Here is a 20,663-nt window from a genome sequence, read left to right as displayed (position 1 = left end):
CACTTCTGAAAAGGTGTACCCATTCAACGACGGCAATTGCCGCCACTGCCCTGTGGAAAGTTCTTCTCTCTGAAATCCATGCTGGCCGACAATGGGAAGGTTCGCGGCATATCAACGGCAGGACCCGACACCAACGGTATCCCCCAATGACCTCTGTTGATAGCGTTCATTCCAGAAACCCGGAAGATGGCGAATGCGTTGGATATTTGGGCGGCGCATCCCGCACCCAGACTCCACAACCACCGCCCCCACATGCGCCCCGGGCCTGGCGATGATCTCGGAGATCAGTGGGCCCACGCTGCAGCGCGAGACCACAGTGCCCTTGAACGGCCCATTCCTGCTGGTCAACTCGTAGTCGACCTCGTCCTCATCCATCAACCAAGCCGGGCGCACAATGGTGCATGCGAGGCCCGACGCCTCGATCAGATTGGCCACGCGGCAGTCTGGTCAGAGGCCCTCTGCGATGGTGGATCGGCTACCTTGGCCAAACCTGCCGGGTACCTCGCCGTAGATGCCGAGCGAAAGCACGAAGACCAGACCTTGGACGCCTGCGGCCTGCATGGCGGCAATCACAGCATGCGCCTGCTTGTCCAGGGCTTCACCGGCCAGATTGGCACAGACGAGATCCTGGCCGACCATGGCCTGCCTGAGCAGCTTTCCGTCCAGCACGTTGCCGATCACGGCCTTGGCATTGGTGGGTTCGTTGCCTGCAAGCCTCCCTGGATCACGCAGCAGCAAGGTCTGGCCCAGGTTCCGGTCGCTGGCCAGCAGCCTGACAACTCACTGGGCAATCTGGCCACTGGCGCAAAGTATCAATACTTTTTCGTGACCGTGGCGATTTACAGGTTGTCCTGGAAGAACGGAACCACCTGAGCCATGGCAATCGCGACTGGCTCGGGCTTGTCGTACAGGTCATAGTGCGACCAGCCCTCGGCGACGACGATGCGCTTGTTGGCCGAAGCGGCACGGCTGTAGATCTCCCAGCCGTCGCGATAGGCGCCGAAGCCGCCGGGCTTGTCACCGATCACCACCATCAGCGGCTGGGTCAGCAGTACCTCTGCGTGTAAGAATGCGTCCCAGCCCATGGCAGCGCCGCTGAACGACATTAACTGGCTGGTGGCGCCGTTCGGCTGCTGGCCGCGCGCAGTCTTGTAATACTCGGTGGCTTCCAGCACGTCAATGTCGGTAATGCCCGCCTCTCGAGCGGCCTCAACCGATTCGGGAAGCAGATTGGCTGCATCGCGCGGACCGCCCTGGGCCTGGGCCATGCGCATCTGCGCGATGCCAGCGGCAAGTTCACGGGGCTTGAACTGGGCAAAGCCTTCGCGGATCAGGCGGCCATAGTTCACGCCGGTGATGGAGACCAAGGCCTTGATGCGATGGTCGGTAATGGCCGCATGCACAGTGTAGGCACCACCGCCGCATACGCCAATGGCGCCGATACGGTCGGCATCCACAAAGGGCTGCGACTGCAGGTAGTCCACCGCGAAGCGGATGTCGGAGACGCGAATAGAAGGGTCTTCGATGAAGCGAGGCATCCCGCCGCTGGCTCCCTGGAAACTTGCATCGTGCACAAGAACCACGAAACCCGCTTCTGCCAGGCCCTTGGCGTAGATATTTCCGGCCGTCTGCTCCTTGCAACTGCCAATCGGGTGGGTGCTGACGATGGCCGGGTACTTCTTGGTTTGATCGAAGCCTGCCGGCAGATAGAGGTCAGCGGCGATGTCCCAGCCCAGATTGGGATAACGGACGGTCTGGATGGTGAAACTGTTGTTCATAGTGCAACTCATGAAGGTTGAGGGCGCCAGCACCGATCTCTACTGCGCTGGCAACACGGCTTCAATGGCTTTACAGCCTAGCCTGGAAAAACGGGACCAGTTGGGACACAGCCTCGTCCACGTACCTGGGCACGTCATACAACGACATATGGTTTGCCCCTTCGACGATATACATCTGCTTGTCCTGGCTGGCCGCGCGAGCCAGCAAGTCGTCGCTCATCCACTTGCTACCGGCCACGCTGCCGGCGATCGTCAGCAATGGCTGGGTCAGGAAGGCCTCGGCCTTGCTGTAAGCGTCGTAGGTGATGATTTGCGTCAGGCTGCGCGCAGTCATGAAGCCAGGAGCGTTGGGGTGTTCGCAGCGCGATGTGTGGTAGTACTCCCAGGCCTCGCGCAGCTCGGCGTTGGGTGCATCTTCCTCACGCATCGGAGCCAATGGCAAGGTGGCTAGCTCAGCCTTGCTGGCGTCGGCCGTGCGCGCCTGGGAGCCGAAGTCGATGTAGCCCACGGCGTCGGCATCCTTGATGGTGTTTTCCCAGCCGTTGCGGAACATCTGGCCGATGTTCACGGCACTGACCGTGCCCAGCGCCTTGACGCGGCGATCGTTGATGGCGGCATTGGCGCTGTAGCCGGCGCCGGCGCAGATTCCCATGGCACCGATGCGCTCTGCATCCACATAAGGCAAGGCGGTCAGGTAGTCGATAACGGCACTGACGTCTTCGGTGCGGATGGAGGGGTTCTCCAACTGGCGCGGCAGGCCGGTGCTCTCGCCTTGGTACGAGGCATCGTAAGCGATGGTGATGAAGCTGCCGCTCTCGGCCAGCTTGCGAGCATATAGACCAGCGGTCTGCTCCTTTACCCCACCGCCCGGGTGCGAGACGACGACTGCAGGGTACTTCAAGGCCTCATCGAAACCAGTGGGAAAGTGGATGGCTGCGGCCATCATGACACCTTGGCCATTGAGATTCTTGAAGGTGACCTTGGAAGCTGAGACTGGCATGCAATTCTCCGGTGGCAAACACAAATGTGATGAAAGATGAAGCGTTGGTTGAAATGGTAGGTATGCAATTTGATTTGATAAATAGGCTTTCAAAGATATGAGTGATTAGTTAAACTAAACAAATGCCCATTGAACCTTCTCTTGTGTTCTCCCTGACCTGGTTTGCGCACATCGCCCGCCATCGCAGTTTCACCAAGGCTGCTGCAGAGATGGAGGTGACGCGCGGGGCGCTGTCTCAGCAACTCAAGGCCCTGGAGCGGCAGTTGAACGTACGACTGCTCAACCGCACAACGCGGGACATGTCGCTGACCGAAGAAGGACAGCGGCTGCTAGATGTTCTTGCGCCTGCACTGACTGCCGTCGAGCGGGCGGTGTCCGAATTGGGCGAGACACATGCCGAGCCCTCGGGCCTTATCCGCATGAACACCTCGCGCGTCGCGGCGCGATTGCTGATCGAGCCGCATATGGGTACGTTCCTGGCGCGCTACCCAAAACTGCGGCTCGAATTGGCGATGGACGATGGGTTTTCCAACATCGTGGCAGAAGGGCTGGATGCAGGCATTCGCCTGGGCGAGAGCCTGGATGAACACATGGTGGCAGTGCCCATCACTCCCCCACTTGAAATGGCCATCGTGGGCTCTCCGGCTTACTTTCAGCGGCACGCCGCGCCCGAGACACCCGCAGACCTGGTGAAACACAACTGCCTGGCCTACCGCTTTACCTCTAGTGGCACCATCGACCGCTGGTCGTTTACCTCTCCCAATGAAGAAAGGCGCACCGTGGTTTTCGAGCCGCAGGGCAACGCCGTATTCAATGACGACGACAGCATGCTGCAGGCTGCACTGCAGGGCGTGGGGCTGGTGCAGCACATCGACCTGTGCGTGCGCAGGCACCTGGCGGATGGCTCACTGATACGGGTTCTCAGTGCCTGGTGTCTACCATTTCCTGGCTTCTATCTGTACGTGCCCTCGCGCGCGCAGATGCCCGCCAAGATCCGGGTGCTGATGGATTTCCTGGCAGAGCAGCGGGAGCGGTTGGCGCAGCGTTCTGTAGAGCATCCTTAGAAAATCTCCCCCTCCGCTGCCGAGGTCTGAACGCGGGCTCGGGCAATCCGCGTACATTTCATCTGGCAAGGTTTCCCCAGGGCACCTCGGCCATCAGCGATAGGAGTTGTCCCCGAGCGGCTGAGGTGCCTGCGGTTCCTTTTCACCCGGGGCATGCCCCGGGCTAGGGTGGTCAGGGCTTCCCGGATACGGATGCAGAGGCGGCGGGACGTGCGGATTCTGCTCGTTCGGTTTCTGAGGCACCGGCGTGGGCTGATTGGGGAGATCTGGGTTCTCGGGAAGAATCGGGTCTGGGGACTGAATCATGGCTTGGCTCCTGCGTTCTGTCTTGACTCCAAGTGTGAACCGCATGCGTTTGGCGCGATGTAGTCCCATCTCGCGCATGAACGTCTCCGCAGGAACCACATTCCAGTACCGACACCTCGCCGCAGAGTGGTTTCTACAGTCACCTTCGACTCCAGACCGTATACACACCGGCCCAATCTGCCGCGGCCGCCGGACTGCATGCGGAATACAACCGGGGCGCAATGGGCCAGCTGCTCCTGAAACAGCCGGAAGCCAGCGGCGTGCTTCTGCGAAAGATGGATTTAAGCAACATCGCGTGGCCGGACGGGTTCCTCATCTTTTCATTGATAATATAATTGATAATTATTCTCATTATTAATTCTATTCATGTGGATTGGTATTGTGCTGGCTGCGGTATGCGGCTGGCTTTTTCTTTGTGCCACACATCGCGTTGATGGCCCGCTACGCGGCTGGCCGGGCACTCTGCTGGGTTCATTGGCGGCCATGCTGGCGGTATGGCTGGTGCATGCCTCCGGGCTCGGGTTGGCCGTCTCCATTGCGCTGGCGCTGTCCGTGATGATCCTGATCCTGCCCTGCCTGAGCTACTGGCAAGCAACACGTCGCCAGGCGAAGAAAGGCGCCCGATGAGTCGCACCGACCAAGCTGCGCCCATCCCGCGCCATCTGCTGTTCAAGGGGCTGACAGGCTTCCTGCTGGGATTTCCACTGGCGCTGTGGCTCAGTTGGCTGCTGATGTATGGCGGCTTGCTGCCCGCTTTCGTACCCGTACGCGACCAGATTGCCATGTGGTTGGCGGTGTTGCTGTGGGCCGTTGCACCATGCGTGGCCTTTCTGGCCCAGAGCCGCAGGCAATGCACGACAGCGTTCCTGTTGGCCAACGCTGCAGCCTTTGCAGCCTGGAAGGTGCTGCAATGAAGGCGCAGACTGTCAAGGACTACCTGGCTGTTCACACCTGGGTCGGAATTCTCTGCGGATTGGTGCTGTATGTGGCCTTCTATGCAGGCGCTTTCTCGATGCTGGAAGCCGAAATCACCCGCTGGACGCAGCCTCCCGCACCGGCCTCCAGCGCCATCAGCAACGACGGCGATGCACTGGCCAAGGCCTTTCTGGATGCCAACCCCGGCATCAAGGGGCGCGTGCGTTTGCGCTGGCCTGGCGCCGACAATGCCCAACCCGCGCTGGCGCACATGGTGCGCGGTGAGGACCCGGTCTGGTGGCAGCTCGGCACGGATGGTCAACTCCTGCGTATGGACAGCATGCCGCGGGATGACGACACCAGCGGTAATTTCGTGGACTACCTGCACCGCAAGGGCGGCCTGCCCATTCCCCTTGAGGTGGCCGAGCCGTTGATTGGTCTCGTCTCCCTTGCCTATGCCCTGGCGCTGGTGTCAGGCGTCGTGGTGCTGCTGCCCTCACTGGTCAAGGATCTTTTCTACCTGCGTCTGGGCGCCAACCTCAAACGCATGTGGCTGGACGTTCACAACCTGCTGGGTGTCGCCAGCCTGCCATTCCATTTGGTGATCGCGCTGAGCGCGGCTGTGTTCGGCCTGCACGACATGGTGTATCTGGCGCAGGACAAGTTCATTTACCAGGATGGCCTGCGCCCCACCGTGGCGCGCGACAGCGTTGCGCCGCCCAAGGTGGTTCGTACCGACTGGCTGCCGCCCAGCGAGATCAGGCACCGCGTGCAGCAACAGGTTCCGGATTTCCGGCCTCTTGCGCTGGACTATGTCATGCAGCCGACAGGGACGGTCGCAGTGGTTGGCGGCAGTGACGAGCGCAACTTTCAGCGCGCCTCGCGCTACGGCCTCGCTTTCGTGAATCTGGGCAACGGCGAAATCTATGACCGCAACTACCTGCCGGGAGCCAGCGGCGCCGTCTCCACCGCGCTGCTCAGCAGCCTGTTTTCACTGCACTTTGGCAGCTATGGCGGCGACACGGTGCGTGTGCTGTACCTGCTGCTGGGTCTGTCGGGCGCACTGCTTTTCTACACCGGCAACCTCCTGTGGATCGAGACGCGCACCAAGCGTGCACGGCGACCGCAAGACGGAGGCGCCATAGAGCGTCCGCGTCACGTGCGCATTGTCTCTGCCCTCACACAGGGCGTCTGCCTGGGTTGTGCCGCTGCGTTGCCAGCCACCTTGGTACTCGCCCATTGGTTTGCGCCCCGCCTGGCCGATCTGAACGTATTGCACCAAAGCGTGTTCTACGCGGTCTTTATGGCTTGCATTACCTGGGCAATCTGGCGCGGAACCGAGCGTGCAGCACGTAGCCTGCTGTGGTTCACGGCGCTGTGCAATGCGTTGGTACCCCTTGCCGTGGCGCTGAGCCCGGGCCCGGATGGCGTGCTGCTGGGTGCAACCTGCATGGTGCTGGCACTGTTCTTTGGCTGGCTGGCCTGGAGACAGCGGTGATGGCAGCGTTGTCACTCAGGCGTACGAATTCATTGAAACCCATTCTCAAATCTCAATCGATTTATTGATAGAAAGCACCTTCCATGAACGCCAATATCCGACGCCGACTGCGACTCACCCCGATTGCGCTGGCCCTGACCGCCGCCGGCACCAACACGCTCGCTCAAACCGCCTCCACGCAGAATGAAGCTGCATTGCCTACCGTAACGGTGCGCAGCAAGTACGAGCGCGAAGATCTACCCAATCGCGCGCCAGGCAACAAGGCGGCGTCGGGTGCACGTCTGGGCATCCTGGGCGCCACATCCATCATGGAAGCGCCCGTGCATGTCAACGCTTACACGCGCGAGTTGGCCGAGGACTGGTCGGCGCTGACCTTGCAGGATGTGCTGGAGAACGAGTCTGCCGTCGTCTTCACCACCAACAAGAACCACATGCTGCAGAACTTCAATCTGCGTGGCCTGGACATGGGAGCCATCGACATCGCCACCAATGGCCTGTATGGCATTGCACCAGCCAACTCGGTGCCGGTCGAAATGTTCGAGCGCATCGAAGTGCTGCGCGGCCCCAATGTTCTGCTCTCGGGCATGCCCCCAGCGTCCAGTGTGGCCGGTACGGTCAACATGGTGACCAAGCGCGCGCTGGCGCAGCCCATTGCCGACCTGACTGTCACCTATGGCTCGCACTCCTATTTCCAGGCGCACGCCGACGTGGGCAAGCGCTTTGGCGACGAAAAGCGCCTGGGTCTGCGCTTCAACGGCGTCTATGGCGATGGCGAGATGGGTGCCAAGGACGAAAGCCAGAAGCGCCAAGTCGGCGCACTGGCGCTGGACTACCTGGGAGACAATGCCCGCTTCTCGCTGGATCTGTACAACAGCGTCAACACGATCGACAACGGCAGCCCCGGCATGTTCAATTTTCTGGGGACATCAGCCATTCCCGGCGTAGGTCGCCTGCTGGATCCGCCCAAGGGCGACACCAACATGTTCCGGGGCACCCATGGCAAGTATGACAACAGCGGCGTGCTGGCCCGCGCCGAGTTCGACTTCAATCAGAACTGGCAAGGCTATGCGGCCGCAGGCGGCTCCAGCTCCGAGGGCCAGGGTCTGATGTTCGGCACCCGCGCCTTTGTCACCGGTGCAGACGGAACCACACGCGGTGCCATCTACAACGTGGACACCCGCTCTCAGCGCCGTACCGCCGAGGCCGGAGTGATCGGCAAGTTCGATACGGGCAGCATCAAGCACAGGCTGCAACTCTCCGCCAATGTGCTGCGGATCACCGAGGGCACCAACAACAACGCCTGCAACTACTGCTACACCACCAACATGTACGACCCGGTCACGCCCGTATTCCCACCGGCTCCGGAGTGGACTGGTTACGGATCTGCGCGCGTGGCCACGAAGAACAACTTCCGTTCGCTGGCCGTTGCCGACACCATGGGATTTGCCGGAGACACCGTGCTGCTGACCATCGGCGGGCGCCACCAGACCGTGAAGATGCCCTACTCCAACTACAGCGAAAGCCGCTTCTCGCCCATGATTGCCGGCGTACTGCAACCCTGGGGCGACAAAGTATCGCTCTTTGGCAACTACACGGAAGGTCTGGAGCCGGGCCAGGTTGTGGGTCTGGGCTACGCCAATGAAGGCCAGGCCCTGGCTCCCAAGGTCACCAAACAGATCGAGCTGGGCGTGAAACTGCAGACGGGCGAGCTGACCCACACCATCAGCGCCTACGAGATCAAGCGTCCATCATTCATCAGCGTCAATAGCGGCGGTACCCTACCCACGCTGACCGGCGACGGCGAGCAACGCCTCAGAGGCCTGGAATGGAGCACCTACGGCAACCTGACCAAGGAGCTGGCACTGCTGGGTGGCATCACCCATATCAAATCAGAGCAGCGCAATACCGGCCGCGACACCTACGGCACCCCCGAGTGGCGTGCCCGCATCGGCCTGGATTGGCAAACTCCGGTACAAGGCCTCAAGGTCGGCGGAAGGATGATCTACACCGGATCGCAATGGTCTGATTCGGGCAACAAGCTGCGGGTGCCATCGTGGAATCGCTTTGACCTGAACACCAGCTACGCCACCAAGTTTGGCAACACACCAGTGCGATTCAATGCCAGCGTGGAGAACGTGACCGACAAAAAGTACTGGATCGGCATCTTTGGCGATGGCTTTGTCATGCCGGGTGCGCCACGCACCTTCAAGCTGTCGGCCACCGTGTCGTTCTAAAAAATACGCACTGAAGGTGACCAGACCACGGTGCCCTCAGGGCTCCGTGGCCCGCACTTTCTGATCCGCAACTGCCATCCAAACCATTTTTTCCAGCCATGCAAAAGCTCCTCACCGCAAGCCTTCTTTCCCTGAGTGTCATCACTGTGGGAAACACCGTTCATGCAGCTTCGACCGTTTCTTCAGACGTACAGGGCTCCGCGCACGCCAACGTCCTCGTTGCCGCCGCCAGTGTCAAACCGGAGGATGTGGTGAAGCACTACGCAGCCCTGGTGTCTGCCAACTATGAGGACAGCATCACCTCGGCCAAGGCCATGCAGAAGGTGATTGCGCAGTTCCTGGCCAAGCCCTCGGAGGCCGGTTTGCAAGAAGCTCGCAAGGCCTGGCTTGGAGCGCGCGAATATTACGGTCAATCCGAAGCCTTTCGCTTCTATGGCGGACCGATCGACGACGACAATGGTCCCGAAGGGCGCATCAACGCCTGGCCCATGGATGAGTCCTATGTCGACTACGTCGAAGGCAATGCCAAGGCGGGCCTCATCAACAATCCCAAAATTGCGATCACCAAGAAAAACCTGTCGGCGCTCAACGAACGTGATGGCGAGGAGAATATCGCCACGGGCTGGCACGCCATCGAATTCATGCTCTGGGGCCAGGACCTGAGCGCCGACGGTCCGGGCGACCGCCCCTACACCGATTTCGTTACCGGCAAGAAACCCAACGCCGAACGACGCCGTCTGTACCTGCAGACGATCACCAGCCTGCTCATCGATGACCTGCAGGCGGTTGCCCGCCAGTGGCAGACGGGCTCCAAGAACAACTACCGCAGCCGGTTTGAAAAAGGTGGGCAGGAGTCGCTGCGCAAGATTTTGGTAGGCCTTGGATCGCTCTCGCGCGGCGAACTCGCAGGTGAGCGGCTCGAAGTGGCGCTTGCCAGTCGCGATCAGGAAGACGAGCACTCATGCTTTTCGGACAACACCCACCGGGACGCCGTCACCAACGCTTTGGGCATCAAAAACGTGTGGCTGGGTGAGTACAAGCGCTTGGATGGAACCCTGCTTCAGGGCCCCAGCCTGCAACAGTTGGTAGCCACGCGCAATGCGGAACTGGCCGCCAAGACCGGCCAGCAGATCAGCGCTTCGGTCAAGGCTGCAGAGGCGGTTCCTGCTCCCTTTGACCAGGCGATTCAGGGCGAACGCAACCCCGAAGCACGCAGCAAAATTCAGGTCACGATCGACAGCCTGACCCAGCAGAGCAAGGACCTGGTTGAAGCGGCCAGTGCCATCGGCATCCATCAATTGAATCTGGTTCAGCCTTGATGCCAGCAATACCAACCAGAGGCGCCGCCTTCAGCCCGGCGATGGCACCAGCAGAAGCGGGGCCGGCGTGAGCTTCCCCATGCAATCATTGTCTCGCGCCCGTCTCCTGTCTGTTCTGGGTACCGCAGCCGCCTCCACCTGTGGCGTGCTGTGGCTCATGCATCTGGCACACGGCCAGCAAGCGCCAACTGTGGCACCTTTGTTCGAGCCCCCAGCCCGGACTGCGCAACCGGGCGGTGACACGACCGTGCATGCCTCCGGTCGCAACGCCTTCTCCCTGCCAGCGTCGAACCTGGCCGATGCCGAGCGCACGCGCTTTGTCATTGGCAACTCGTTCTTCAAGCGCAACTGGGTGGAGGCGCCTGCTTCGACCAAGGCCCGCGACGGGCTCGGTCCGCATTTTCTGGCCCGCTCCTGCGGAGGCTGCCATGTGCAGGATGGGCGCGCGCAGCCGCCCGATTTCCGCAATGCGCTGGGTGAACGCCCTCCCATTGCAGGGCTGCTGCTGCGCCTGTCGATTCCAGGTCAGGATGCCCACGGAGGCCCTTTGCCCGAACCTGTCTATGGCGACCAGCTCAACACCTTTGGCATTACGGGCGTCAAACCGGAAGGACAGGTGCGTATCCGCTACGAGAGCATTAGCGGCCAGTTTGGCGACGGGACACCCTACTCGCTGGAAAAACCCCTCTACCAGATCACGGAGCTGGGCTACGGCCCGCTATCACCGGCCACCATGGTGAGCCCCCGTATCGCCCCGCAGGTGATTGGCCTGGGCCTGCTCGAAGCCATTCCCGAGTCTGAAATCCATGCCAATGCAGCCGCACAGGCCGCAGCACCAGGGCCCATCAAGGGCCAGACCAACCTGGTCTGGGACGCCTACGGCGAGCGCATGATGCTCGGGCGCTTTGGCTGGAAGGCCAATGTAGCCACGCTGGCGCACCAAACGGCCAGCGCCTTTGTCGGTGACATTGGCATCACCTCTTCACGCTTTGCGCAGCCCGCATGCACACTGCAGCAAAAGGATTGCCTCGATGCCCCGCATGGCAAAAGCCATCAGGGCGTGGAAATCGACGACAAGGCGCTGGACGATGTGATCTTCTACCAGGCAACGCTGGCGCCACCTGCCCGGCGCAACCCGGATGCACCGCAGGTGCTGCGCGGCGAGAAACTCTTTCACGCCATGCAGTGTGCTCAATGCCACCGCCCAAGCTATCGCACCGGCCAGCCGCCCTTCCCGCGTTTGAGCAGCCCCAGCCAGTCGGGCCAGACCATCACGCCCTATACCGATCTGCTGCTGCACGACATGGGCCCGGAGCTTGCCGACGGGCGCCCTGACTTCATGGCCAATGGCCGCCAGTGGCGCACGCCGCCGCTATGGGGCATCGGATTGATCCCCGATGTCAATGGCCACCAGCGCCTCCTGCACGATGGGCGCGCCCGCGGTGTGCTCGAAGCCATTCTGTGGCACGGCGGCGAGGCCGAAGCAGCCCGCGAGTCGGTACGCCAGCTTGGCGCCGATGACCGCGATGCGCTGGTGAAATTTGTCAATTCGCTTTGAGTCACCCGAGATCACGATGAACCCTCCCACCATGCATGTGCCTGCGGTAAAGCGCCTCCTTTCGGCCATTGCTCCCGTGCTGCTTGCCATCGCGCCGACTCCGTCGGCCCAGGCGCAGGATATGGCGCCAAACGTCGCCATTCCCTTCTACACCAGTGCCCATGCCGCCCAGGGCGTGTATGGGAGCTGGTATGCGCCACAGTCAGAAAGGTTCAAAGCCGCAGCGCTCGCCTTGGCACCGGCCATCGAACGCTACTGCGCGGCGCCGCAGCAAGACAAGGCAGCACAACTGATGGCCGCCGCAGAACAGCTGCGCACCACCATCCTTGCCTGGGAGACAGTCTCGGCGGTCTCGCTGGGACCACTGATCGAGCGCCGCTCTGCACGCAATATCGACTTTCAACCCTTTCGTCTCACATCACTGCAAAAGGCCATCCAGAGCGCGCCTGCAGACACGCGGGCGCTGGAGCGCATCGGAGGGCCCGCCAAAGGGTTTGGCGCGCTGGAGCATCTGTTGGCACAGCAGGCAAACAAACCCGATGCCACGTCGTGCCGCTATGCAGTGGTTGCCGCGCAAGGCGTTGCACAGGAAGCCGAAGCCATTGCCGCCGATTTTCAGAGCCTGGGCAAGACCCATTGGAGCGAGGAGGCCGAAGCCACCACCGAAACCATGGCCGAGTTCATCAACCAATGGGTGGGTGGCCTGGAACGCCTGCGCTGGCAGCGGCTGGAAAAACCTGTAAAAAGCGCAGGCAGGAAACCCATTATCTGGCACCGAGCCGACGCAGCCAGTACCTTGAATGCCCTGCAGGCGCAGTGGCAAGGGCTGCGACAACTCGCCGTAGTGCTCGACCGCCAGCAGATACCGCAGCCAGGCACCGATCTGGTGCCCATCGAAGCCTATTTGCGAGGGCGCGGCCTCAAGGAGCTGGCCGATGAATGGGCACAGACCGTCGGTCAAGCCAACCAGGCCATGACGGGATTGCGCGATCTCTCACCTGCCAACGTTAGCCAAGCCTCCGCGTCGCTGAAAAAACTCAAGAAACTGATGGAAACCCAGGTGGCTCCTGCGCTGGAGATCAACATCGGTTTTTCGGATGCGGACGGAGACTGACCATGCCGGCTGAGCACTTCCTGCTGAATCGGCGCCAGTGGCTGGGCAGCGTTTCACTGGGCCTGTGCCTGCCCGCCAGCCCGGTGCTGGCCAAGGCCGCTTCGCACGCCCAAGCCGCGCATCTGGCAGCGGCCTGGACAGCAGAAGACGAGCACTACATCGGAAGGCTGCAGGTACCCGCGACCGGCACGCAACCTCTCCGGGTTGTCAGCCAGCAGAGGGTGCCTTCACGGGCACATGGCATGTGCTGCCTGAGCGATGGAAGTCTGGTGTTTGCCAGCCGCCGCCCGGGTGACTGGCTGGTGCGTCTGCCTCCGCCGGGCAGCACCGAGCCTGAACAGTGGCATTGGATAGAGCCCGACCGCTGCTTCAATGGCCATGTCATAGCCAGCAAGGACGGTCGCCATCTCTACACGACCGAAACCGATCTTGCCGACAGCCAGGGGCTGATCGGTGTGCGGGACCGCCGGACTCTGGAAAAAGTGGCCGAATGGCGAACCGGCGGCATGGACCCGCATCAGTTGTTGCTCAATGGCCAGGGTCAGCTCATTGTTGCCAACGGCGGCATTCCAAGCCAGACAGAGACCGGGCGCCGCAAACTCAAGCTGGACCGTATGGATTCGTCCATCGTCCGCATGCTGCCCGACACTGGTGGAGAGATTGCCGGGCTCTGGCGCCTGCAGGACCCTCGACTGAGCCTGCGCCACCTGAGCTGGGGCCCTGCAGTCGCCGCCAACCCCGACCAGCAATGGCTGGGCATCGCTCTGCAGGCCGAGCACGATGATCCGGTGCAGCGACAGGCCGCGCCGGTACTTGCCGTATGGGATGGCAAAGATCTGCGTCCCGTCGCGTTCGGTGCGGCGGGCGAAGCAGCCCTGCCTGGCGCCCGGCATCTGGGCTATGGCGGCGATATCAGCGCCCATGCCCAGGGCTTTGTGGTCAGTTGCCCCCGCGCCGATCTGGTCACACGCTGGCGCATGCCCCGATCGGCCGAGCAGGCATGGTCTCTGATGGATACCACCACACTGGCAGGCGCTTACTGCGTCAGCAATGCGGGCCGCCATGGCCCCTCCCCGACGACCGAGCCGCTTTGGATTGGTGGCCAGCACTCGGTACTGGAGCAGACCTCTCGGGGTCAGAAACAGCACAGGCTGGAATCCCTGCAGCTGGACAACCACTGGATGCTGGCGTCAGCATTGCAATCGCCCGGACTGTCCCGCTGAGCAGCGGAATTCGCGAGCGGAGGCAAGTCTGGTGAGGGTTGAAAAATTCCCCATGTTTGATAATGATAATCATTATTATTAAGATTCATCCATCAACCAATCTCGTTGCTGAAGCGTTCCGATTGCCGGTCATCGGCATCATGCAGGGCATCGCCTGGGTTGATGGAGAGGAATACCGTGCCCTACCCCGAGGACGACATTGACCATGTGATGCAAGAGCATGGTGCGCTGCTGCGCCACTACGCCCAGGTGCAACAGCGCTGCTCGGCGCAGATGCAGAGCCAGTTCAACGAGATCCAGCATCTGCAAGCCCAGATTCTGCGGATGCGCGCGCAACTCGTCGTCCTCCAGAGTGCCCTTGCCTGGGAATGCCCAAGACCGCGTTCTGCGTTGGCCAATATCTCCGACAGCACTGCCCACCCGCCTGCAACAGACCACACCGAGCCGGAACATTCCGTGGAAGGCGCTCCTGCTGGTACTGAACTCGAGTGGCTGGGGCACAACCTGCACGAAGCCGATCTGGTGATCTGCCAGACCGGCTGCATCAGCCACGGTGCCTTCTGGCGCCTGGCCAACCATTGCAAGCGCACCGGCAAGACCTGCGTACTGGTAGACCAACCCGATGCGCTACGCATCGTGCGTATCCAGCCAGCCGACCTGAGCGCACCTCGCCCCACAGAGCAGATCCCCATCAAGGATATTTCATGACCTTCCATGCCCGCGCTCACGACAGCGCCAACGCATCCGCCCTTCCGCTGCTCGAAGAGTGGAAGCGCCTGACCCAGGCAGGACTTCAGGCCAGCCGCGCACATTGCGCTGCACATGCGCTGACCTGGCACGTGAAGGCGTTGCGCGTGGCAAACCGGCTGCTGCTGCAACCCTTCGATGGCGTGGCAGACGACGACAGGCTGGCAGCCTTCGTCGTCGCACACCTCAATATCGCGGATTGTTATACCGACATGGGGCAGCACAGCGAAGCTGCGGAATGCGTGGACTGCGCACACCACCGGCTCCTCAGGCTTCTGCAAGACGAAGCAACCCCATATCCATTGCGGCAAGCTGCCTACCGGCAGCTGCACCAGACCTTCGCTGCACAAAGCCAGCCTACCCCTGCCTGCGTAGCAACATCGCAAACGCTGCCTTCATTCATGCCACCCACCGGGTCATTGCTGCATTGACTGACGCGCGAGCGAATCTCTTCCCATGTTCATCCCCACTGGAGACTGCCTATGCCCTACTCCCTTCCCCCTTTGAGCTATGCCTACGATGCGCTGGAGCCTCATATCGATGCGCAAACCATGGAGATTCATTACACCCGCCATCACCAGACCTATGTGAACAATCTCAACGCCGCGCTGGAAGGAACGCAGTATGCCGAGTTGCCGATCGAGACCTTGATCGCCCAGATCGACACGCTTCCCGAAAAGCTGCGCTCGCCCGTGCGCAACAACGGCGGCGGCCACGCCAACCACAGTCTTTTCTGGGAAGTCATGTCTCCCCAGGGAGGCGGGACGCCCAGCGGCGACCTGGCCCGGGCCATGGACACCGATCTTGGTGGCTTTGACGCGTTCAAGACCGAGTTCACCAAAGCCGCGCTCACCCGCTTCGGTAGCGGCTGGTCCTGGCTCACCGTGAACCCGCAGGGCAAACTGGCAGTGGAAAGCAGTGCCAACCAGGACAACCCTCGCATGGAGGGCATCGGCTCGGGCAACACAGCCATCCTGGGACTCGACGTCTGGGAACATGCGTATTACCTGAAATACCAAAACAGGCGCCCTGATTACATCGCGGCGTTCTACAACGTCGTGGCGTGGCAAGAAGTCGAGCGCCGCTACAGTGCGGCGCGCAGCCGCTGAAGCAACCAACAGCCCAACAGCAGAGCCTCTATGCCCACTGAAAATCCTGCCGCACTCAGCTCTCAGCTACCACGCCTGAGGATCTGGATCGGATTGACCATTTGTGCAGTCGGCCTGGTGGCGCTGTGCGGGCAAATGTGGGCTGCGCTTCAGAGCCAGCCATCGGCCCAGGCCGCCTTGCTCGGCGGAACAGTCGCGGCACTGGCTACTGCGCTGGGAACCTTGCCTGTGCTGCTGACGCAACGGCCATCGGGACGGGTGCAAGACACGCTGTTTGGATTCGGCGCTGGCGTGATGCTTGCGGCCTGTGCCTTCTCGCTGGTCATACCAGGGCTCAATGCGGCTCGCTCCGCACACCTCTTCGGTGGCGGCAATTGGGCAGCAGGTGCCATCGTCGGCATCGCCATCCTGCTCGGCGGTTTGGCTTTGCTCGCTTTGGACCATCTGCTGCCCCATGAACATTTCATCAAAGGCCGCGAGGGCAGCGACGCCAGGCAATTGCGCCGCACATGGCTCTTCGTCTTCGCCATCGTGCTGCACAACATCCCGGAAGGATTGGCCATCGGTGTCGGCTACGCCGGTAACGAAGGTCTGCGCGCCAATGCCCTGGCCATAGGCATTGCCATACAGGATGTGCCCGAGGGGTTTGTGGTTGCAGCAGCCTTGATCGCTGCCGGATATGGCCGCGGCCTCGCCATTGCGCTCGGCATGGCATCCGGCCTGGTGGAGCCCTTGGGAGCGGTCGTGGGAGCCACCGTTGTTGGTCACTCGGCCCTGCTCCTGCCCTGGGGTCTGGGTTTCGCCGCTGGCGCCATGCTGTTCGTCATCAGCCACGAGATCATTCCCGAGTCCCACCGCAAGGGCCACGAGGCATTCGCCACCGCCGGCCTGATGACAGGATTTGTACTGATGATGGTGCTGGACACCGCCTTGGCGTAAGCGCATATGAGCAAAGGCATGTGTGATCTTTGCACGGTCGCATTGCAGCGCGGCTGTGCATTGGTCTGGAGCGAACGCCAGTGGCTCAAGCCCGTTTCATGCAGGTAGTGCCACAGAGCGACGTTTTCGGAGCAGGTCAGGAGGACGAGCGACATGCGCAAGGATGTAACGCCGTCGCGCCGGTGCGTTTCCTTGTATCGCATGGCAATGCACGTGCCCTGCAGCCATACAGGCCGTTTTCCCACGAACGATATTCCAGGCCAGGACGTGTGCCTGCGGCCCGCCTGAACATCTGTACCACTTCGTCGCGCGTTGTGACCGCCCCTGCCGTGGCGGCCTTGCTGAAGTCGCTCGAAAAGAACGGCATGGGCTCTTTCATGACTGGCTAGCATCGAGAGCCATCGTCGTCACATTCGGCAGCGCCTGGGCACAAGACAACTGCGGAATCGATTCGCATGGCGATCCGGGTCGGAAAAATTGCGCCATGAGAGCACTGCCGAGGTCACGACTCCGGTGCCCCGAATGCTCCCTCGCGTGAGAGGCCGTAGCCTGCAATGAAAAACTCGTAGATCGCCCCCGTGGCCGGGTCCCGCGCACTCTCGATACCGATGCTGTCCAAAGCGCCTTCCAAAATCTGCTCGCGCCTCAAGGGCTTTGCATCTATCTGCTGTGCCACCACATAACTTCCGTCGGGAACGCGAAAAACCACGTCACCCTTTGGCGTCACCGCCTCGACCACATTCTGCATACCATCTCCTCAGACAATCCAGGCCGTGCGCACACGCGGCCCATGGAACTATCGGAAACTGTAAGCAGTGCAGTACTTCTGCAGAAGACGGCCAAAGCTTGCGGCAGTCATAAGCTGGACTTACGAATGGATTTGGCAATATATTTGTCTCTATGCCAAATCTGCGTGCCATCGAAACCTTTGTCAAAGCCCTCGAAGGCGGCTCGATCGCCTCTGCCGCGCGCCAGTTGGGAATCTCCCCGGCCGCCGCCAGCCAGAACCTCGCGCGTCTGGAGCGCGAACTGGGTACGCGCCTCATTACACGCACGACGCGTTCCCTGGCACTCACAGAAGCTGGTGAACGCTATCTGGCCCGTGTGGCCCCGGTGCTGGACGAGCTCGAAAAGGCCCAGTCTGATGCATCCCTGGCTCAAGGAGAACTGCATGGGCGCCTGCGGGTGGCCTGCATGGCGGCGTTTGGCCGCCATATCCTTGCGCCACTGCTGCCGGCCTTCAAGCATCGCCATCCCCTGTTGAGTCTGGAGTTGCTGGTCACCGATCGCCACGTGGATGTACTCAAGGAGGATGTGGACATCAGCCTCTGCTACCGCGACGTGCTGGAGCCTGGCATGTCGGTGCGGCCACTGACGGAGGTGCCTCGAATCCTATGCGCCTCGCCCGCATATCTGATACAACATGGTCATCCGCAGGTGGCCGAGGATCTGCTGCAGCACGATTGCCTGCTCTATCGGCGCGAGCGCGATGGCCGCACCATGCGCTGGCCTTTCTTTCGCGACGGGCGGCGCACAGATCCGCCGCTGAAGATCGCTGCCATAGGCACCGACATCGACACCGTGACGGCGCTTGCCGCAGCGGGTGGCGGCATTGCCTGGGTGGGCGCCTTCGTCGCCCGCCTCCATATACAGGAGGGTCGGCTTGTGCCTCTGGCGCTCAAACCTGCTGGCAGAAGGCAGAAGGGGCAGTTGGAGTTCCGGGCAGAGACGCTCGATTTTTTTGCCTGCTTCCGGGATCGAAAATATGTGCCCGCCAAGGTGCGAGCCTTCGTCGACTTCTTGCTGGAGGCTCTGCCAGAGCACCCTTCCCTGAAGCGCCTGCCCGATCACGCTGGTTGAAGAACCCAACGCCCTTCGACACCGTGCAATGCGGGAACAGCCAGAACCGCCGGAGTTGCTAGGCCGTTGGCTTTTTCCAGTCCGCCACCACAATGGGGCTGGTCAATTGCTCAATCTTTGCATCGATGAGCGAAAGCCTGGCCCGGTCGACCGTGCCTTCTGGTGGGCTTCGAATCAGAAGCTCCGCCCCTTCACCTTTGAGCTGGTCCAGGTACGTGTCTTCTGGATGATCATCCTGTTTGGATCGCTGCATGGTTCACCTCCTAGTTCTAGGTAGTCAAACTTTACCGCAAAGGTAAATAAATGCTAACCGATCTATGTCAAGGCCATGTGAAAAGGGGAACGATTCCTACACTCCTCTCTTGAAGAGAGAACTCCATGGTGATGACCCAGGCCACGCCTAGACCCGTCGCGCCCTGATTCTGGTAAACCGCTTTCAAGCGCGCCGAGCGGCCCGATCAATCGCTGCAATCAACCGCGCAGTCAGTCGGTCTGTTGCCGGTTGCGTACGGTGGATGTGATCGGGTTGCAGATCGCCCTCTCCCTGGTACTCCTCGTCCCAGCCTGCGTGAATGACGCCCTGCTCCTGTGCGACATCGCGCATGACTTGGTGGAACGCATCGAGATTGGCATCCTGCGCCGGATCGTAGTAGCCACTGGGGATGTGGGCAAGGCCTGTAAAGACGGGCACTGCTCCGCTACTGCGAATGATCGCCAGCGCATCGAGCAATTGCTGGCGGTACCCCTCTGGAGAAAGCAGGCCGTAGGAATCGTTCAGCCCCAGCCCAAGCACAATGACCTGCGAGGCATGCACCGCCTCCCCGAATGCTGGCTGCGGCCCCGCGGGAAACATGTTGGACGGCGCACCTGGAAATGGCTCCTGGTAACCCACCATGAAATCTGCCATGCGCAGCCCGCAGGCGTTGCGGTCCGTGATCGTCCATTTGGGGCGTCGGGCGCGCATCTGCAGAACCGGAGTATCCGGACAATCCCAGCCAAACAGAATACTGTCTCCATTTAGTTCCACAGACAGGGGGCAACATCGCACGCAAAACTTGCGCACAAGCCTGCAGATCAATTCACGAATACCCAATTCATTGCTCCTTACAGGGCCAGGAAATGGCCGGACATGTGGCATGCCAAGCCTTACCCTTACCCGAAAGATGTTTGAAAGCCGATGCAGGAGCCCGGGCTGCCGGCCCGGCAGACTCCATCGCGGCAAAGCAGTCCGAAGCGACGGTTCGCATCCACCTTACACTGCTGCCTTCGCGGTTTCTGTCGCACCAGCCACAGCCCGTCACCTGCCTCGTAGCAAACGACAGAAATTTCGACGTTTTAAATTTCGTGTCCAAAAGCAGTGCTAGAATAGCGGCTTCCCGGAGAGGTGGATGAGCGGTTTAAGTCGCACGCCTGGAAAGCGTGTGTAGGTTAATAGCCTACCGCGGGTTCGAATCCCGCCCTCTCCGCCAGGATGTCAGGTAAATCAACAGGTTATGTTGATATTGCTGATGTTTATACCTAACATCATGCCAACCCAAAAGTGATTGACTTATGGCTAGCAGCAACGCTTCATTGCGTTGAACTTAGACTGCTACGCCGAAAGACCTCAGCTTCAATCTAACGTCTGCTCGTACGTTGCTAGAGGGTGCAACGCAGCTAGTAGGCACAGAAAACAATCCGCCCCCCCTACCTTGCGGAAACGGCGAGCACCTAGCACTTTCACCCCATCTTGGTTAACCCTGATAGATCGCTAGTGGTACGCGCTCTGCTCCAGATTGAAAGCATGCCAACAAATTTTGGCAGGCCAATGACCATAGATGGCAATACTAGGCATAGCGAAGCCTCCGTCTGAAGTTTCGCTATACACCCTGCCACTTAACTGCCATTCTCCCTTTGCGATCTCAATGGTTGCTTTTGCCAAAGTCGAAGTAACACTACCCACGCACTGAAGCCGCTTGACTTCAAATAGCCTGCACTTTACTACGCTTGCAGCAGATCA

The 20,663-nt window shown here is 60.9% G+C and carries 19 protein-coding genes, 1 tRNA gene and 1 pseudogene; 15 read left to right on the top strand and 6 right to left on the bottom strand.

Translation table 11 applies throughout. The features are described from left to right. Positions 1 to 111: 111 nt before the first annotated feature. From LAD35_RS08055 to LAD35_RS08045, 3 genes and pseudogenes are all read right to left on the bottom strand, one after another. Positions 112 to 768, bottom strand: a pseudogene (locus LAD35_RS08055) (NAD(P)H-binding protein). A 71-nt stretch (positions 769 to 839) separates the two neighbouring features. Continuing rightward, positions 840 to 1,778, bottom strand: a complete 939-nt coding sequence (locus tag LAD35_RS08050) for an alpha/beta hydrolase (RefSeq protein ID WP_224152175.1) — start codon at positions 1,776 to 1,778, stop codon at positions 840 to 842. A gap of 70 nt (positions 1,779 to 1,848) precedes the next feature. Then, positions 1,849 to 2,778 (bottom strand): alpha/beta hydrolase, encoded by a 930-nt coding sequence (locus LAD35_RS08045; protein WP_224152174.1) that lies wholly within the window; start codon positions 2,776 to 2,778, stop codon positions 1,849 to 1,851. 143 nt (positions 2,779 to 2,921) lie between these two features. On the opposite strand from LAD35_RS08045, the gene LAD35_RS08040 reads away from it, so the two are divergent. The 13 genes from LAD35_RS08040 (at position 2,922) to LAD35_RS07980 (ending at position 16,804) form a co-directional block, all read left to right on the top strand. After that, entirely contained in the window at positions 2,922 to 3,842 is a 921-nt protein-coding gene (locus LAD35_RS08040) for a LysR family transcriptional regulator (protein WP_224152173.1), read from the top strand. A 672-nt stretch (positions 3,843 to 4,514) separates the two neighbouring features. Next, a complete protein-coding gene (locus tag LAD35_RS08035; protein ID WP_224152172.1) occupies positions 4,515 to 4,775 on the top strand; it encodes a hypothetical protein in 261 nt (86 codons plus the stop codon). Next, positions 4,772 to 5,062 (top strand): hypothetical protein, encoded by a 291-nt coding sequence (locus LAD35_RS08030; protein WP_224152171.1) that lies wholly within the window; start codon positions 4,772 to 4,774, stop codon positions 5,060 to 5,062. Before LAD35_RS08035 ends, LAD35_RS08030 begins: the two co-directional genes overlap by 4 nt. Next, positions 5,059 to 6,561, top strand: coding sequence for a PepSY-associated TM helix domain-containing protein (locus LAD35_RS08025; protein ID WP_224152170.1), 1,503 nt, complete (start codon positions 5,059 to 5,061; stop codon positions 6,559 to 6,561). The genes LAD35_RS08030 and LAD35_RS08025 overlap by 4 nt, the downstream gene beginning before the upstream one ends. A gap of 83 nt (positions 6,562 to 6,644) precedes the next feature. Further along, positions 6,645 to 8,795, top strand: coding sequence for a TonB-dependent receptor (locus LAD35_RS08020; protein WP_224152169.1), 2,151 nt, complete (start codon positions 6,645 to 6,647; stop codon positions 8,793 to 8,795). Positions 8,796 to 8,893: 98 nt separating this feature from the next. Then, on the top strand, positions 8,894 to 10,114 hold the full coding sequence (locus tag LAD35_RS08015; RefSeq protein WP_224152168.1) for an imelysin family protein: 1,221 nt from the start codon (positions 8,894 to 8,896) through the stop codon (positions 10,112 to 10,114). A gap of 79 nt (positions 10,115 to 10,193) precedes the next feature. Beyond that, positions 10,194 to 11,672 (top strand): di-heme oxidoreductase family protein, encoded by a 1,479-nt coding sequence (locus tag LAD35_RS08010; protein WP_224152167.1) that lies wholly within the window; start codon positions 10,194 to 10,196, stop codon positions 11,670 to 11,672. 16 nt (positions 11,673 to 11,688) lie between these two features. Beyond that, positions 11,689 to 12,786, top strand: coding sequence for an imelysin family protein (locus LAD35_RS08005; RefSeq protein WP_224152166.1), 1,098 nt, complete (start codon positions 11,689 to 11,691; stop codon positions 12,784 to 12,786). A 2-nt stretch (positions 12,787 to 12,788) separates the two neighbouring features. After that, the gene (locus LAD35_RS08000) at positions 12,789 to 14,009 is read left to right on the top strand and encodes a DUF1513 domain-containing protein (protein WP_224152165.1); all 1,221 of its coding nucleotides are present in this window, start codon (positions 12,789 to 12,791) and stop codon (positions 14,007 to 14,009) included. Positions 14,010 to 14,186: 177 nt separating this feature from the next. After that, entirely contained in the window at positions 14,187 to 14,717 is a 531-nt protein-coding gene (locus tag LAD35_RS07995; RefSeq protein WP_224152164.1) for a DUF2325 domain-containing protein, read from the top strand. Next, complete coding sequence (locus LAD35_RS07990; protein ID WP_224152163.1) at positions 14,714 to 15,187, top strand: hypothetical protein; 474 nt, start codon at positions 14,714 to 14,716, stop codon at positions 15,185 to 15,187. Before LAD35_RS07995 ends, LAD35_RS07990 begins: the two co-directional genes overlap by 4 nt. Before the next feature lie 51 nt (positions 15,188 to 15,238). Further along, positions 15,239 to 15,865: a superoxide dismutase gene (locus LAD35_RS07985; protein ID WP_224152162.1), complete on the top strand. Its 627-nt coding sequence runs from the start codon at positions 15,239 to 15,241 to the stop codon at positions 15,863 to 15,865. Positions 15,866 to 15,895: 30 nt separating this feature from the next. After that, positions 15,896 to 16,804: a ZIP family metal transporter gene (locus LAD35_RS07980; protein ID WP_224152161.1), complete on the top strand. Its 909-nt coding sequence runs from the start codon at positions 15,896 to 15,898 to the stop codon at positions 16,802 to 16,804. A gap of 502 nt (positions 16,805 to 17,306) precedes the next feature. Here the strand turns inward: LAD35_RS07980 and LAD35_RS07975 are convergent. Further along, on the bottom strand, positions 17,307 to 17,552 hold the full coding sequence (locus tag LAD35_RS07975; protein WP_224152160.1) for a hypothetical protein: 246 nt from the start codon (positions 17,550 to 17,552) through the stop codon (positions 17,307 to 17,309). A gap of 152 nt (positions 17,553 to 17,704) precedes the next feature. Here LAD35_RS07975 and LAD35_RS07970 point away from each other — a divergent pair, with 152 nt between their 5' ends. Then, positions 17,705 to 18,664 (top strand): LysR family transcriptional regulator, encoded by a 960-nt coding sequence (locus LAD35_RS07970; RefSeq protein WP_224152159.1) that lies wholly within the window; start codon positions 17,705 to 17,707, stop codon positions 18,662 to 18,664. A gap of 58 nt (positions 18,665 to 18,722) precedes the next feature. Here the strand turns inward: LAD35_RS07970 and LAD35_RS07965 are convergent, their stop codons facing one another. Then, positions 18,723 to 18,917 (bottom strand): hypothetical protein, encoded by a 195-nt coding sequence (locus LAD35_RS07965; RefSeq protein WP_224152158.1) that lies wholly within the window; start codon positions 18,915 to 18,917, stop codon positions 18,723 to 18,725. A gap of 183 nt (positions 18,918 to 19,100) precedes the next feature. Next, complete coding sequence (locus LAD35_RS07960; RefSeq protein WP_377779386.1) at positions 19,101 to 19,802, bottom strand: GDSL-type esterase/lipase family protein; 702 nt, start codon at positions 19,800 to 19,802, stop codon at positions 19,101 to 19,103. 240 nt (positions 19,803 to 20,042) lie between these two features. Here LAD35_RS07960 and LAD35_RS07955 point away from each other — a divergent pair. Next, positions 20,043 to 20,133 (top strand) — tRNA-Ser (locus LAD35_RS07955). The last annotated feature ends 530 nt before the right edge of the window (positions 20,134 to 20,663 follow it).

Source organism: Comamonas odontotermitis (assembly GCF_020080045.1).
Lineage (GTDB): Bacteria > Pseudomonadota > Gammaproteobacteria > Burkholderiales > Burkholderiaceae_C > Comamonas > Comamonas odontotermitis.
Note: the sequence above shows the minus strand (reverse complement) of the source record. Positions and strands in the feature narration are given on the sequence as shown.